The sequence below is a fragment of the Nitrospirillum goiasense genome (assembly GCF_034427435.1).
GTDB lineage: Bacteria > Pseudomonadota > Alphaproteobacteria > Azospirillales > Azospirillaceae > Nitrospirillum.
In genome coordinates, this window is sequence record NZ_JAXQNP010000002.1 from 1126361 (window position 1) to 1140252 (window position 13892).

The following is a 13892-nucleotide window of genomic DNA, read 5'->3' on the forward strand; positions in this document are numbered from 1 at the left end:
GCTGCGCCCTACGGCGCTCGGCTCGCGGGGGCCGGCCTGGGCGCCCTTGCACGCCTCACGGTATCATCCCCGCGACAGCACCGCCGACACGTCCGTGCGGTAGGCCTGGATGGCCGGGACCAGGGCGGCCAGGACCGACAGGCCGGCCGCCAGGATCAGAAGATAGGGTTCCGTCGGGGGAAACTGGAGTCCCGTGATGCCCATGTCGCGGGCCTGGGGCACAAAGCGGCCCGCCAGTTCCACCGCGCCATGGCCCAGGACCAGGCCCAGGGCCGTGCCGGCGGCGCCCATGGCCAGCGCCTCCGCCAGCAACAGGCCCGAGATGCGCGTCCGGGTGGCGCCCAGCGCCCGCATGACCGCCAGGTCATAGCGCCGCGCCTGGGTGGCGTTGTACAGCGCCACGAAGATGCTGAGCGCGGAGGACGCGACCAGCAGCAGCCCGAAGCCCCGGACCGTGTCGGTGCCGATGCCCACCAGCGACAGCAGGCGCGTCATCTCCGCCGCTGGCGAGGCCGCCTGCAGGACGCTGCCGGTGTTGATGCGCCGGGGCAACAGGGCGGCGGCGATGGGGGAACGGTAGCGCAGCAGGACGGAGGTCACTTCGCGTTCAGGCGCCGGCTGGGCGCCCTCCGCCTGATGCTCGTGCGCGTCATGCTCATCGCCGTCATGGTGGTGATGGTGCGCGTCGTGCACCGCCCAGACGCTGTCGATGGGGGTCAGCACCAGACGGTCGACCACGCCGCCCGTGGGGGCCAGGATGCCCACCACGGTGTAGGGCATGCCCTCATGCACGGCGCCGCCGGCCGACAGGCCATGGTTGCCGTTGAACTGGTCGCCCACCTTCAGGCCGGCGGCGCGGGCCACCTGCGCGCCCACCGTCGCCTCCATGGGGGCCTGCCACAGCCGGCCTTCCGCCACCTGGGCATGGCGCAGGGCCACGAAGGCCGGGTCGGTGCCGACGATGCGGTATCCCCGGAAGCTGTCGCCCAGGGCCAGCGGCACCGCCTGGGCCACCAGCGGGTCGGCCGCCAGCGCCTGGGCCTGGGACAGGGGGATGTTCCCGGTGGGGATGTCGATCTGGTACAGCGCGGACAGGATCAGCTGCAGCGGGCTGCCCTTGGCGCCCACCACCAAATCCACCCCGGCCGCGTCCTTGGCCAGGCGGTCCTGCAACTGCGTGCCCACCAGGATCAGCACCACGATGGTGCCCACCCCCAAGGCCAGCAGCGCCACGTTCAGGCAGGTGGTGAGGGCGGAGCGCTTCAGATAGGCCCAGGCCAAGCCAAGGGTGTTCATGCGGCGTGACCGTCCGTGGCGGCGCTCAGTTTCGGCAGTTCCAGCCGGTCGGTGATGCGGGCGCGGGTGCGTTCGTCATGGGTGGCGACCAGCAGGGTGGCGCCGCACACCGTCGCCTGTTCCAGCAGCAGGTCCAGCACCAGGCCGCAATTCTCATCATCCAGGGCGGAGGTCGGCTCGTCCGCCAGGATCAGCTTCGGTGCCGTGACCACGGCGCGGGCGATGGCCACGCGCTGCTTTTCCCCCTGGCTCAGATGCTCCGGCTTGGCCGACAGGCGGGCGCCCAGGCCCACCCGGTCCAGCGCTTGCGCCACGGCGCGGGCGTCGCGCGGCAGCCCGGCCAGCCAGCGCGCCAGGTGCAGGTTCTGCCCCACGTCCAGGGCCGGCACCAGGTGCAGGGTCTGGAAGACGATGCCGATCAGCCGGCCGCGCAGGCGGTCGCGCCCGGCGGCGTTCAGGTCCCACATGGCCTGGCCGTCCAGCAGGACGCGGCCCTGGTCCGGCCGCTTCAGCCCCGCCAGCGCGTGGATCAAGGTGGTCTTGCCGCTGCCGCTGGGGCCCAGCAGCAGGCTATGGCGGCCGGCCTCGACCGACCAACGCGGAATGTCCAACACCGGCCGGCCCGCGATGGCGTGGCGCAGGCCGTCAACCTCGATAAGGGGCATGGGGAAACCTGTCCTGCCGCGTTGCCGACGCCCCGGGGCTGCCATCCCGCAGGGTTGGCGCATCTTGGGCGGCGGCGGGACGCCCCGCAAGCGGGAAGGGACGGCCGCGACGTCGCGGCCCCCCTCCTTCCGATACGGCGCTTGGTCTGCATTTGATTCCCGGGCCCGACGTTGCTACAGTCCCGCCAGATGTCTTTGCACTCCCGGAATAAGGGTAAGGCATTGGAAAACAATCCAAAATTATCGATCCTGTTCGTCTGCACGGGCAATATCTGCCGCTCCCCCACCGCGGAGGGGGTGGTGCGCCGCCGCCTGGCGATGGATGGCCTGGGCGACCACGTGGTGGTGGCCAGCGCTGGCACCCACGGCTATCACGTGGGGGAGGCGCCCGACATCCGCGCGGTCGAGGCGGCGCGCCATCGTGGCGTGGACCTGTCGGCCCTGCGCGCCCGCCGGGTGGATGCCGATGATTTCCAGCGCTACGACATGGTGCTGGCCATGGACCGCGAGCATCTGGACTTCTTGCGCCGCCTGGCGCCGCCCCAGCATCGGGACCGGGTCCAGTTGTTCCTGGATTACGCCCCCGACCATAAGGGCCACGACGTGCCCGACCCCTATTACGGGTCGGAGGAGCAGTTCGACACCGTGCTGGACCTGATCGAGGCCGCGGCCGACGGCCTGGTGGATGAGGTTCACCGCCGGCTGGGGCGCAAGGCGGGCTAGGTAAACGGACTCGGCTTGGCGGGCCGGGGGCGCTATACCTAAGGGCCCTATCGTTCCCGCCCTACCGGATTTAGTGCCGTGCCCGACACCAACGATACCGCATCCCCGGCGTTCCCCGCCCAGGGCGTCACGCCCATGATGGCGCAGTACCTGGAGATCAAGGCCCAGCACCCGGGTGCCCTGCTGTTCTACCGCATGGGCGATTTCTACGAGATGTTCTTCGACGACGCGGTGGCCGCCGCCCGCGCGCTGGACATCACGCTGACCAAGCGCGGCCTGCATCTGGGGGAGGAGATCCCCATGTGCGGCGTGCCGGTGCACTCGCACGAGAACTATCTCTCCCGCCTCATCCGCCTGGGCTTCCGCGTCGCCATCTGCGAGCAGACCGAGGACCCGGCGGAGGCGCGCAAGCGCGGCGGCAAGGCCGTGGTGCGGCGCGAGGTGGTGCGCGTCGTCACCCCCGGCACCATCACCGAGGACGGCCTGCTGGACGCCCGGTCCAACAACTACCTGGCCGCCTTGGCCGAGGTGGGCGGCGCCCTGGGCCTGGCCTGGTTGGACCTCTCGACGGGGGAACTCACCCTGCAGCCGGTGGAGCGCGCGGCCCTGCCGGCGGCCCTGGCCCGGCTGGCGCCGGGTGAGCTGCTGGTGTCCGAGCGCCTGACCCAGCAGCCGGAGCTGTTCGAGCTGTGGGCCGAGTGGCGCGACCAGCTGACGGTGCAGCCCAACGCCCGATTCGACAGCGAGAACGGCCGCCAGCGCTTGCTCGACCTCTATGGCGTGGGCACGCTGGACGCCTTCGGCAGCTTCAGCCGGGCAGAGGTGGCGGCCGCCGGCTCCCTGGTCGATTATGTGGAACTGACGCAGAAGGGCCGGGTGCCGCGCCTGGACCGGCCGCGCCGCCTGGCGTTGGGCGCGGTCATGGAGATCGACCCCGCCTCCCGCCGCAACCTGGAACTTTCCCGCACCCTGACGGGCGAGAAGCGCGGCAGCCTATTGGGCGCCATCGACCGCACGGTCACCGGCGCCGGCGCCCGCCTGCTGGCGGCCCACTTGGCGTCCCCCCTGACCGACCCGGCCACCATCGGCCGGCGCTTGGACACGGTGGCCTATTTCGTGGAACAGGGCGGCCTTCGGGCCGATATCCGCGCGCACCTCGGCCGGGCGCCGGATATCGAGCGCGCGCTGTCCCGCCTCAGCCTGGGCCGGGGCAGCCCGCGCGACCTCGCCGGCGTGCGCGACGGCCTGGGCCGCGCCCGCGACATCTGCGCCACCTTCCCGGCCGAGGCGCTGCGCGGCGCCCTGGAACCCCCGCTGCCCCCGGGCCTGCTGGACGCCCTGCACGGCGTGAAGGTGCCGGCCGACCTGGTTTCCATGCTGGCGGCGGCCCTGGGCCCGGACCTGCCGCTGAACGCCCGCGACGGCGGCTTCATCGCCCAGGGCTATTCCGCCCCCCTGGACGAGTTGAAGGAGCTGCGCGACGACTCGCGCCGCCTGATCGCCAACCTCCAGGCCCGCTACGCCGGGGACACGGGCATCAACACCCTGAAGATCCGGCACAATAACGTGCTGGGCTATTACATCGAGGTTACCGCCCAGCACGGCGACAAGCTGATGGCGGCGGAACAGCGCGGCACCTACATCCACCGCCAGACCCTGGCCAACGCCATGCGCTTCACCACGGTGGAGCTGTCGGACCTGGAACGCCGCGTGGCGGAGGCGGGGGACAAGGCGCTGGCCCTGGAACTGGCCCTGTTCGAGGAGCTGACCCAGGCGGTGCTGGCCAAGGCCGACGACATCGCCTCCACCGCCCAGGCGCTGGCGTCGCTGGACGTGGCGACCTCGCTGGCCGACATCGCGGTGGAATGCCGCTGGTGCCGCCCGGTGGTGGACGACAGCCGGGAGTTCCGCATCGTGCGCGGCCGGCATCCGGTGGTGGAGGCGGCGCTGGTGGCCGCCGCCAGCGGGCCCTTCGTGGCCAACGACTGCGACCTGTCGGACGCCAACCGCCTGTGGCTGCTGACCGGCCCCAACATGGCCGGTAAGTCGACCTTCCTGCGCCAGAACGCCCTGGTGGCGGTGCTGGCGCAGATGGGCAGCTTCGTGCCCGCCGATGCCGCCCACATCGGCGCCGTCGACCGGCTGTTCAGCCGCGTGGGGGCGGCCGACGACCTGGCGCGCGGCCGGTCCACCTTCATGGTGGAGATGGTGGAGACGGCGGCCATCCTGAACCAGGCCACGGGCCGCAGCCTGGTCATCCTGGATGAGATCGGGCGCGGCACCGCCACCTTCGACGGCCTGTCCATCGCTTGGGCGGCGGTGGAGCACCTGCATGAGGTCACGCGCTGCCGCGCCCTGTTCGCCACGCACTACCATGAGCTGACGACCCTGTCGTCCAAGCTGCCGTCGCTGGCCTGCCACACCATGCGCATCAAGGAATGGCAGGGCGACGTGGTCTTCCTGCATGAGGTGGCCGCCGGCGCCGCCGACCGCAGCTACGGCATCCACGTGGCCCGCCTGGCCGGCCTGCCGGCCACGGTCATCAGCCGGGCGGAAGAGGTGCTGGCCATCCTGGAGGCGGGCGACCAGGGCAGCGCCGTGACCCGGCTGGCCGACGATTTGCCGCTGTTCAGCGCGCCCGTGCGCCGGGCGCCCGAGCCGGCCGCCGCCCCGCCCCCGGACTCGGCGGCGTTGGCGGCGCTCAAGGCCATCAGCCCGGATGAACTGACGCCGCGCCAGGCGCTGGAGGAACTGTATCGCCTGAAGGGGCTGGTGTAGCCAGCACCTTCCCCGCCCGCCAGGGCCGCCCGCCGGGGAGGCCGTCACTCTTTCGGCAGGTGGGGGGCGTCGTCCGGCTTGGTCACGTCCACGAAGTCGCCGTCGATGACCGTGGTGGGCCGCGCCGGGGTGCTGGAACCGTTGGGCCCGAAGCCGGTGGAGCCGGTGGAGGATGTGCGCACGGTGAAGCGGGTGCCTGACAGGCGCTGCGCCTGGCCCAGCAGGGCGCGACGGACGGGCGGGATCAGCAGGGCGACGCCGGCCAGGTCGCTGAGGAAGCCCGGCACGGCGAACAGCACGCCGGCGGTGGCAAGGCACAGGCCGTCCCACGCCTCGACCACCGGGGCCTGGCCCGGTCCCAGGCCAGCCACCTTGCGCAGGGTGTCCAGCCCTTGGCGCTGCACCAGCCAGAGGCCGATGATGGTGGACAGCACCACCAGGGCCACGGTGCCCAGCACGCCCACCTTCTCCCCCACCCAGGCGAAGGCGGCGATTTCCGCCAGCAGATAAGCGATGAGCAGGAGGGGAAGGCGCATAAGCTTGCTCTTTCTCCAAGCGCCCCCTATCTACAGCAGGAGGGCCGGCGGTGATGATTGTCCGGTCTTAACATGGTGGGGCGAAGGCCCGCTATCCAGTCTCCGCCTTGAGGCTGATACGCGGGTTTATTCAAGCGCCGGAGGTTCGAAGTCTACGATGGGCGACAACTCCTACTTCTTCGAAATCATCATCTTCGCGATGATCGCCGTGTTCCTGGCCTATCAGCTGCACAAGGCGCTGGGCCGCAAGACCGGTGAGGAGCGTGAGCGCCCCAACCCGTTCACCGTGGTTCCGCCCCCGCAAGGCCCGGCCACTCCCGGGACTGGTCCGGGATCTGCCCAGGGCGCCCGCCCACCCGCCTTCCAGGTGGGCCCGGCCAAGGTGATCGACGGCACGGCCCGCGACGTCACCCCGCCCGACTATGACGGTCCCCTGTCGCTGGACGCCGGCCTTGCCCGCATCCACCAGGCCGATCCCAGTTTCGATGAACGCCATTTCCTGAAAGGGGCGGAAAGCGCCTTCGCCATCATCGTCGACGCCTTCGCCCGGGGCGACACGAATGCCCTGCGGCCCTTGCTGGCCGACGCCGTCTACAACGACTTCGCCAAGGCCATCCAGGCGCGCGCCCAGGCGGGCGAAACGCTGGAGGCGCACATCCAGGCCTTCGACTCCGTTGACATGGTGCAGGCCCGGCTGCTGCAGGGCCAGGCCCTCTGCACCGTCAAGTTCATCACCCACCAGACCAACGTCACCCGCGACGCCCAGGGCTGCGTGGTGGACGGCGACGCCAACGCTCCGGCCGAGGTGGTGGACATCTGGACCTTCGCCCGCGACACCAGGTCGTCCGACCCGAACTGGCGCCTGGTCGAAACCCGGGTCCCCTGATAAGCGATGTGCATCCAGCGGTGCGAGTCGCGGGGCAAATAGCGATGCGGTCCGCGCATCCGGTGTTTCCTTCGGGCGGCGATCCGTTTTAAGGTCCGGCTCGACCTGATCCAGCCGTCTCGCGAGGAACCCTTGCCCATGCCGTGCCGGCCTGTTCTCGCCCGCGTGGCGCGCGGGGTGATGGGTGCGCTGCTGTCGCTGACCGCCGCCTGTTCGCTGTTCACCACGGAAGAGCCGGCGGCCCCGCCGGCCCCAGCTCCGGGCGCCAAGCTGGTGCTGCAACCCGCCACCTACGCCGACCTGCCCGGCTGGCAGGCGGACCGGGTGTCGGAGGCGCTGCCCGCCCTGCTGCGCTCCTGCGAGAAGATGCTGCGCCAGACCACGGGCGTGGCCGGCAAGCCCCAGGATTGGAACGCCCCGTGTTCCGCCCTGAAGAACCTGCCGCCAGGGAACGAGGCCATGGCCCGGGCCGCGCTGGAACGCTGGTTCCAGCCCTGGCGCGCCACCGACAACGGCAATCCGGACGGCCTGTTCACCGGCTATTACGAGGCGGAGTTGCGCGGCAGCCGCACGCGCCACGGCCGCTACACCGTTCCCCTTTACCGCCGCCCGCCGGATCTGGTGATGGTCGACCTGGGCGAGTTCCGGGACAGCCTGAAGGGCCAGCGCATCGCCGGCCGTGTCGCGGATGGCAAGCTGAAGCCCTATGAGGACCGCCGCCGCATCGACGCCGGCGCCCTGACCGGCAAGGGGCTGGAGCTGGTGTGGCTGGACGATGCCGTCGACGCTTTCTTCCTGCATATCCAGGGCTCCGGCCGGGTGGTGCTGGAGGAGGGGGGCGAGATGCGCGTGGCGTACGACGGCCAGAACGGCTGGCCCTATGTCGCTATCGGCCGCCAGATGGTGGCGGACGGCAAGCTCGACCGCGACGGCGTGACCATGCAGTCCATCCGCGCCTGGTTGGCCGCGAACCCGGGCCAGGCCCAGGCCACCATGGAGGGCAACCCCTCCTACGTCTTCTTCAAGGCGCTGGAGGGCGACGGCCCCCTGGGCGCCCAGGGCGTGGCGCTGACGCCCGGCCGCTCGCTGGCGGTGGACCACACCCACGTCCCGTACGGCCTGCCCGTCTGGCTGGACGTCACCGATCCGGAGGACGGGGACAAGCGCCTGTCGCGCCTGATGGTGGCGCAGGACACCGGCGGCGCCATCCAGGGGCCCGTGCGCGGTGACGTCTTCTGGGGTCATGGGCCCCAGGCGGAAAATCGCGCCGGCCTGATGAAAAGCCGCGGCGGCTATTGGCTGCTGCTGCCGCGCACGGTGACTCCGCCGGCGGTTACGGTGCCGGCCGGGCCGGCGTCATGACCCGGCAGCGCCGGGCGCCGACGTCGGATGAAATCCGCCTGTGGCGCGAGGTGATGCGCGACGCCGCCCCCTTGCGCCGGTCGGGCGCCCTGCCGCCCCCGCCGCCGGTTGTGGCGGAACCTCCTCCCGCCCCGCCTTCGGCCCCGATTCCCGTCAAGCCGCCGGTGAAGCCGGCCCCGCCGCCCCTGGCCCACCCGCCCCTGGTCTTCGGGGCCCGGGCCGGCCTGGACCGTCGCACCGACGACCGCCTGCGCCGCGGGCAGCTGGACATCGACGGGCGCCTGGACCTGCACGGCATGACCCAGGCGGAGGCGCATGGCGCCCTGAACGCCTTCGTCGCCCGCGCCCACCGCGAGGGCCGACGCACCCTGTTGATCATCACCGGCAAGGGTTCCGGCGGCGCGCACTTGGGGACGGACCGGGAAAAGGGCATCCTGCGGGTGGCGGTGCCCCGCTGGCTGGCGGAAGCGCCGTTGCGCCCCCTGGTGCTGGCCATCCGCCATGCCCAGCCCCAGCATGGCGGCGGCGGCGCGCTCTATGTCCTGCTGAAGCGCCAGCGCCCATGACCCCGTTCGGCCAGCGGATGCGCGACCTGCGCGAGCGGAACGGCCTGTCGCTCAAGGACATGGCCGCCGCCCTGCACATCTCCTCCGCCTACCTGTCGGCCTTGGAACATGGCCGCAAGGGCACGCCGTCGCCCATGCTGGTGCGCCAGATCTGCGGCTATTTCGGCATCATCTGGGATGAGGCGGAAGAAATGGAGCGCCTGGCCCAGCTTTCCGATCCCCGGGTGGTGGTGGACACCAGCGGCCTGCACCCCAAGGCCACGCTGGCCGCCAACCGCCTGGCCGAACGCATCGGCCGGATGGATGAGGCGACGCTGGACCGGCTGCTGGACCTGATCGGGCCCGCCTGACCGGATGCCTCTTTGCCATCGCGGCCGTTTCATGCGACGAAGCAGGCCGTGCGGCGAAACGGGGCAGCCCTGCGGTCGATTCCGCTCGAACGCCGGTGGCCGCTCGGTTTAGAATGTTTATAGTTTTCCGCCCTCACCGGCGGCCGGTTCACCATTCCGTTTCTGGGAGCGTCCCCATGCCATCGCGTCTTGAACAGCTTTGCATCCAGAAGGGCCTCAAGATGACCGAGCAGCGGCGGGTGATCAGCCGCGTGCTGTCCGAAGCCATGGACCACCCGGATGTGGAGCAGGTGTACCGCCGCGCCGTGGAGATCGATCCCAACATCTCCATCGCCACGGTCTACCGCACCATGCGCCTGTTCGAGGAGGCCAACGTCATCGAGCGGCTGGACTTCGGCGACGGCCGCGCCCGGTACGAGGAAATCCGCGACGAGCACCACCACCACCTGATCGACCTGCAGTCGGGTGAGGTGATCGAGTTCCGCAGCGAAGAGCTGGAGCGCCTGAAGGAAAAGGTGGCGGCCGAGCTGGGGTATGAGCTGATCGGCCACCGGCTGGAACTGTACGGCGTGCCCCTGAACCGCGCCAAGCGGTCCTGACGCGTGCCCGAAAGGTCCGGCCCCATGGTTTGCCGCGACAATCCGCCATCGGACTGCTGCCGCCCCGCCGTGGTGCGGGCGTATCAGGAGATGCGCGGCCGCGGGCAGCCGGAAAAGTTCTGCCTCGAGGCGGCGATCACCGTTTATCGCTATCACCACCCCAGCCCGGACAACCTCCCGCCCGAGGTCATGGCCATGGTGACGGGCTGGGTGCACGACGGCCCCCGGCACTGACGGTGCCCGCCGCTGCCGCGTCCCTTGTTGATGCCTGGCAGCACCCGCCCCCTGCGCCGCTTGCACTGGTCTTTGGCGGCGCCCGCCCGTATGGTCCGGCGCCATCAGCCCCCCTTTGCCGAGGCGCCGCCCCATGATTCCGCGCTATAGCCGCCCCCAGATGGTCAAGATTTGGGAACCCGAGAACCGGTTCCGCATCTGGTTCGAGATCGAGGCCCATGCCTGCGACGCGCAGGCCGAGCTGGGCGTCATCCCCAAGGAGGCGGCCGCCGCGGTGTGGGAGCGCGCGAAGTGGGACGTGGCCCGCATCGATGAGATCGAGCGCGAGACCAAGCACGACGTCATCGCCTTCCTCACCAACCTGGCGGAGCATGTCGGCCCCGAGGCCCGTTTCGTCCACCAGGGCATGACCTCCAGCGACGTGCTGGACACCTGCCTGGCGGTTCAGCTGAAAGAGGCGACCGACCTGCTGCTGGCGGACATGGACGCCCTGCTGGCCGCCCTGGCGCGCCGGGCGCAGGAGCACAAGTACACCCCCAGCATCGGCCGCAGCCACGGCATCCATGCCGAGCCGGTGACCTTCGGCCTGAAGCTGGCCGGCCACTACGCCGCCTTCAAGCGCGGCCGTGACCGCCTGGCCGCCGCCCGGGCCGAAATCGCCACCTGCGCCATCTCCGGCGCCGTCGGCACCTTCGCCAACATCGACCCCAAGGTCGAGGAGCATGTGGCCGCCAAGCTGGGCCTGACGGTGGAGCCCATGTCCACCCAGGTCATTCCGCGCGACCGCCACGCCATGTACTTCGCCGTGCTGGCCGTCATCGCCGCCAGCATCGACAACCTGGCCACGGAAGTCCGGCACCTGCAGCGTAGCGAAGTGCGCGAGGCCGAGGAATATTTCAGCCCGGGCCAGAAGGGCTCGTCGGCCATGCCGCACAAGCGCAACCCGGTGCTGTCGGAAAACCTGTCGGGCCTGTCCCGCCTGATCCGCAGCCATGTGGTGCCGGCGCTGGAGAACGTGACCCTGTGGCATGAGCGCGACATCAGCCATTCCTCGGTGGAGCGCGTCATCGCCCCCGACGCCACCATCGCGCTGGACTTCGCCCTGTCCCGCCTGACCGGCATGATCGACAAGCTGGTGGTCTATCCGGACAACATGCAGCGCAACCTGGACATGCTGGGCGGCCTGCACAACAGCCAGCGCGTCCTGCTGGCCCTGACCCAGGCGGGCATGAGCCGCGAGGACGCCTATCGCGCCGTGCAGCGTAACGCCATGCCGGTGTGGCTGGAGGGCAAGGACTTCCGCACCCTGCTGAAGGCCGACGCCGACGTCGCCAAGCACCTGACGGCCGACCAGATCGACGGCGCCTTCGACCTGGACTACCACACCAAGCACGTCGACACGGTGTTCAAGCGCGTGTTTGGGGAATGAAACAATGCCAACGGCGTGAGGTTCGGCCTCACGCCGTTGCGGGATGCGACCGCGTCCCCCGGAGTTTTGCGGGTAGGGTCAGCGGACCGCAAAACGAGGAAGCCAAGCCAGCGGATGCTGGCGCCCGGCGCCTGAAGGAACCCTGAGGGAACCCTGAGGGAACATTGAAAAAAAGGGCGCTCCCGCGTGGGGACGCCCCTTTTTCTATTCCTGTGATCCCTTCGGCGGATCAGGCGGTCATCACCTGCTGGCGGGCCACTTCCAGCGTGTGCTCCATCTCCTTCTCCACGCGGTGGGCGGAGACGTCGATGCCCTTGGCGGTGAAGTCGGCCATGATGCGGGCCAGGATGTCCTGGTGGCCAGGCTCCTTCAGGTCTTCCGACACCATTTCCTTGGCATAGGCGGCGGCCTCGTCGCCTGTCAGGCCCAGTTGCTCGGCGGCCCATTCGCCGACCAGGCGGGCGCGGCGGACGTAGATGCGGAACAGCAGTTCCTCGTCATGCTTGAACTTGGCCTCGAAGGCCTGTTCGCGTTCGTCAAACGTCGTCATCGCTATTCCTCGAAGCGCAGCTCTGGGTGGTTTGGATTTCCCCCGGCAGCCTTATATATCGGGTGGTCGCTTTCGGTCTACATCCCCCGGGGCCACGCGTCGCACCCTGGCCCATTGCGCCCGGGGCGCTTCGCCTCTTCGGGGACGCCCATACCCTGTCAGGTGCCGTCATCCCATGTGCAGCGTCATCCTTCTCCGCCGTCCGGGCCACGCCTGGCCCCTGATCGTCGCCGCCAACCGCGACGAGATGAACGATCGCCCCTGGCTGCCCCCGCCCGCCATTGGCCCGACCGGCCGGAGGTGGTGGCCGGCAAGGATGAGCTGGCCGACGGCAGTTGGTGCGGGCTGAACGATACCGGGGTGCTGGCCGCCATATTGAACCGCGAGGGCACGCTGGGCCCGGCGGCCGGCAAGCGCTCACGCGGCGAACTGGTGCTGGAGGCGCTGGACCACGCGGACGCCCCGGTGGAGGCGCTGTCGGATTTGGACACCCGCGCCTACCGTCCCTTCAACCTGCTGCTGGCCGACAACCGCGACGCCTGGCTGCTGGAACACACGGGGGAGGCGGGGCGCACCCGCGTGCGGGTGACGCCCATCCCCGAAGGCGTCTCCATGATCACGGCCCGGGGCCTGAACGCGGCGGACTGCCCGCGCACCCGCCGTTACCGCCCCCTGTTCGCGGCGGCGCCGGCGCCGGACCCCGATACGGCCCCCTCATCAGGGGCCTGGGGGGCGGAGTGGGAAATGCTGCTGGCCAGCCGGGTCAGTGGCGCCGGCGACGACCCGCGTGAGGCCCTCTGCATCGTCACGCCCTCCATTGACGGCAAAGGGGGGTTTGAAACCACCAGCAGTTCCCTCATCGCCCTGCCGGCCATGGACCGGCCCGGCGTGCCGCCGCGCTGGCGCTTCGCCGCCGGGCGGCCGGACCTGGTGCCCTTCCAGGACCTGGATTTGGGGTGATCGCCCTATCCGTATAGGCGCCCGGCGTGGGGCGTGGGGTGGCTGGCGTTGTACAGAACCCCATTGCTTGCTATATCCTCGCCATATCAGGGCCGGCCTTTGGGCGCGGGCGTTCCGCTATGCGCACGTTCGCCCGATGCCGCCCGCATCCGTTCGTTCGAAAGAAGTGATCCCATGTCTCGACGCCGGCGGATCTACGAAGGCAAGGCCAAAGACCTGTTTGAAGGGCCCGAGCCCGGCACGCTGGTTCAGTACTTCAAGGATGATACGTCCCATGAGCAGAAGAAGGGCGTCATCACCGGCAAGGGCGTGCTGAACAACCGCATCTCCGAATACCTGATGACCCGCCTGGGCGAGATGGGTGTGCCCACCCACTTCGTCCGCCGCCTGAACATGCGTGAGCAGTTGGTGCGCGAGGTGGAGATCATCCCGGTCGAGGTGGTGGTGCGCAACGTCGCCGCCGGCTCGCTCAGCAAGCGCTTCGGCATTCCCGAAGGCACGCAGCTGCCCCGCTCCATCATCGAGTTCTATTACAAGTCCGACGAACTGGGCTGCCCCATGGTGTCGGAGGAGCACATCACCGCCTTCGGCTGGGCGGGGCCCCAGGATTTGGACGACATGCTGTCGCTCAGCCTGCGTATCAACGATTACCTGTCCGGCCTGTTCCTGGGCACGGGCCTGAAGCTGGTGGACTTCAAGGTGGAGTTCGGCCGGCTGTGGGACAATGACGAGATGCGCATCGTCCTGGCCGATGAGATCAGCCCGGACAATTGCCGCCTGTGGGACATCAAGACCAACGAGAAGCTGGACAAGGACCGCTTCCGCCAGGATCTGGGCAAGGTCGAGGAGGCCTACCAGGAGGTGGCGCGCCGCCTGGGCATCCTGCCCGAGGGCGGACCCGGCGACGTCAAGGCGCCCAAGCTGATGCAATGAGTTCGGTCCGGGGGCGGTTTCGCCC

15 protein-coding genes are annotated in these 13892 nt (G+C 70.0%); 11 read left to right on the forward strand and 4 right to left on the reverse strand.

Features of this window, described 5'->3' with window-relative positions:
- Positions 1 to 63: 63 nt before the first annotated feature.
- Positions 64 to 1296 carry an ABC transporter permease gene (locus ULB03_RS07695; protein ID WP_322482614.1) on the reverse strand — a complete coding sequence of 411 codons (1233 nt, stop codon included), beginning with the start codon at positions 1294 to 1296 and terminating at the stop codon, positions 64 to 66.
- On the reverse strand, positions 1293 to 1961 hold the full coding sequence (locus ULB03_RS07700; RefSeq protein ID WP_322482615.1) for an ABC transporter ATP-binding protein: 669 nt from the start codon (positions 1959 to 1961) through the stop codon (positions 1293 to 1295). Before ULB03_RS07700 ends, ULB03_RS07695 begins: the two co-directional genes overlap by 4 nt.
- Before the next feature lie 222 nt (positions 1962 to 2183).
- Between ULB03_RS07700 and ULB03_RS07705 the strand changes: the two genes are divergently transcribed.
- Both ULB03_RS07705 and mutS read left to right on the forward strand, forming a co-directional pair.
- On the forward strand, positions 2184 to 2684 hold the full coding sequence (locus tag ULB03_RS07705; RefSeq protein ID WP_322482616.1) for a low molecular weight protein-tyrosine-phosphatase: 501 nt from the start codon (positions 2184 to 2186) through the stop codon (positions 2682 to 2684).
- A 135-nt stretch (positions 2685 to 2819) separates the two neighbouring features.
- A complete protein-coding gene (gene mutS / locus ULB03_RS07710; protein ID WP_322483801.1) occupies positions 2820 to 5462 on the forward strand; it encodes a DNA mismatch repair protein MutS in 2643 nt (880 codons plus the stop codon).
- A gap of 44 nt (positions 5463 to 5506) precedes the next feature.
- Here the strand turns inward: mutS and ULB03_RS07715 are convergent, their stop codons facing one another.
- On the reverse strand, positions 5507 to 5998 hold the full coding sequence (locus tag ULB03_RS07715; protein ID WP_322482617.1) for an FxsA family protein: 492 nt from the start codon (positions 5996 to 5998) through the stop codon (positions 5507 to 5509).
- A 157-nt stretch (positions 5999 to 6155) separates the two neighbouring features.
- On the opposite strand from ULB03_RS07715, the gene ULB03_RS07720 reads away from it, so the two are divergent.
- The 7 genes from ULB03_RS07720 (at position 6156) to purB (ending at position 11424) form a co-directional block, all read left to right on the forward strand.
- On the forward strand, positions 6156 to 6884 hold the full coding sequence (locus ULB03_RS07720; RefSeq protein WP_322482618.1) for a Tim44/TimA family putative adaptor protein: 729 nt from the start codon (positions 6156 to 6158) through the stop codon (positions 6882 to 6884).
- 138 nt (positions 6885 to 7022) lie between these two features.
- The gene (gene mltA, locus ULB03_RS07725) at positions 7023 to 8246 is read left to right on the forward strand and encodes a murein transglycosylase A (protein WP_322482619.1); all 1224 of its coding nucleotides are present in this window, start codon (positions 7023 to 7025) and stop codon (positions 8244 to 8246) included.
- On the forward strand, positions 8243 to 8812 hold the full coding sequence (locus ULB03_RS07730) for a Smr/MutS family protein (RefSeq protein ID WP_322482620.1): 570 nt from the start codon (positions 8243 to 8245) through the stop codon (positions 8810 to 8812). Before mltA ends, ULB03_RS07730 begins: the two co-directional genes overlap by 4 nt.
- Entirely contained in the window at positions 8809 to 9162 is a 354-nt protein-coding gene (locus ULB03_RS07735; protein WP_322482621.1) for a helix-turn-helix domain-containing protein, read from the forward strand. The genes ULB03_RS07730 and ULB03_RS07735 overlap by 4 nt, the downstream gene beginning before the upstream one ends.
- 176 nt (positions 9163 to 9338) lie before the next feature.
- Complete coding sequence (locus ULB03_RS07740) at positions 9339 to 9761, forward strand: Fur family transcriptional regulator (protein WP_044564144.1); 423 nt, start codon at positions 9339 to 9341, stop codon at positions 9759 to 9761.
- 24 nt (positions 9762 to 9785) lie between these two features.
- Complete coding sequence (locus ULB03_RS07745; RefSeq protein WP_322482622.1) at positions 9786 to 9995, forward strand: hypothetical protein; 210 nt, start codon at positions 9786 to 9788, stop codon at positions 9993 to 9995.
- 133 nt (positions 9996 to 10128) lie between these two features.
- Entirely contained in the window at positions 10129 to 11424 is a 1296-nt protein-coding gene (gene purB, locus ULB03_RS07750) for an adenylosuccinate lyase (RefSeq protein ID WP_322482623.1), read from the forward strand.
- A gap of 229 nt (positions 11425 to 11653) precedes the next feature.
- Here the strand turns inward: purB and ULB03_RS07755 are convergent, their stop codons facing one another.
- Positions 11654 to 11974 carry a DUF1476 domain-containing protein gene (locus ULB03_RS07755; RefSeq protein ID WP_322482624.1) on the reverse strand — a complete coding sequence of 107 codons (321 nt, stop codon included), beginning with the start codon at positions 11972 to 11974 and terminating at the stop codon, positions 11654 to 11656.
- A gap of 303 nt (positions 11975 to 12277) precedes the next feature.
- On the opposite strand from ULB03_RS07755, the gene ULB03_RS07760 reads away from it, so the two are divergent.
- Positions 12278 to 12934, forward strand: coding sequence for an NRDE family protein (locus ULB03_RS07760; protein ID WP_322482625.1), 657 nt, complete (start codon positions 12278 to 12280; stop codon positions 12932 to 12934).
- A 174-nt stretch (positions 12935 to 13108) separates the two neighbouring features.
- Positions 13109 to 13867, forward strand: a complete 759-nt coding sequence (gene purC / locus ULB03_RS07765; RefSeq protein ID WP_088872225.1) for a phosphoribosylaminoimidazolesuccinocarboxamide synthase — start codon at positions 13109 to 13111, stop codon at positions 13865 to 13867.
- Positions 13868 to 13892 lie beyond the last annotated feature (25 nt).

Coding starts and splice junctions, on each gene's coding strand:
- purB (WP_322482623.1), top strand. CDS start 10,129: ATGATTCCGCGCTATAGCCGCCCCCAGATGGTCAAGATTTGGGAACCC.
- ULB03_RS07755 (WP_322482624.1), bottom strand. CDS start 11,974: ATGACGACGTTTGACGAACGCGAACAGGCCTTCGAGGCCAAGTTCAAG.
- ULB03_RS07720 (WP_322482618.1), top strand. CDS start 6,156: ATGGGCGACAACTCCTACTTCTTCGAAATCATCATCTTCGCGATGATC.
- ULB03_RS07695 (WP_322482614.1), bottom strand. CDS start 1,296: ATGAACACCCTTGGCTTGGCCTGGGCCTATCTGAAGCGCTCCGCCCTC.
- mltA (WP_322482619.1), top strand. CDS start 7,023: ATGCCGTGCCGGCCTGTTCTCGCCCGCGTGGCGCGCGGGGTGATGGGT.
- ULB03_RS07735 (WP_322482621.1), top strand. CDS start 8,809: ATGACCCCGTTCGGCCAGCGGATGCGCGACCTGCGCGAGCGGAACGGC.
- ULB03_RS07715 (WP_322482617.1), bottom strand. CDS start 5,998: ATGCGCCTTCCCCTCCTGCTCATCGCTTATCTGCTGGCGGAAATCGCC.
- purC (WP_088872225.1), top strand. CDS start 13,109: ATGTCTCGACGCCGGCGGATCTACGAAGGCAAGGCCAAAGACCTGTTT.
- ULB03_RS07730 (WP_322482620.1), top strand. CDS start 8,243: ATGACCCGGCAGCGCCGGGCGCCGACGTCGGATGAAATCCGCCTGTGG.
- mutS (WP_322483801.1), top strand. CDS start 2,820: ATGATGGCGCAGTACCTGGAGATCAAGGCCCAGCACCCGGGTGCCCTG.
- ULB03_RS07745 (WP_322482622.1), top strand. CDS start 9,786: ATGGTTTGCCGCGACAATCCGCCATCGGACTGCTGCCGCCCCGCCGTG.
- ULB03_RS07740 (WP_044564144.1), top strand. CDS start 9,339: ATGCCATCGCGTCTTGAACAGCTTTGCATCCAGAAGGGCCTCAAGATG.
- ULB03_RS07700 (WP_322482615.1), bottom strand. CDS start 1,961: ATGCCCCTTATCGAGGTTGACGGCCTGCGCCACGCCATCGCGGGCCGG.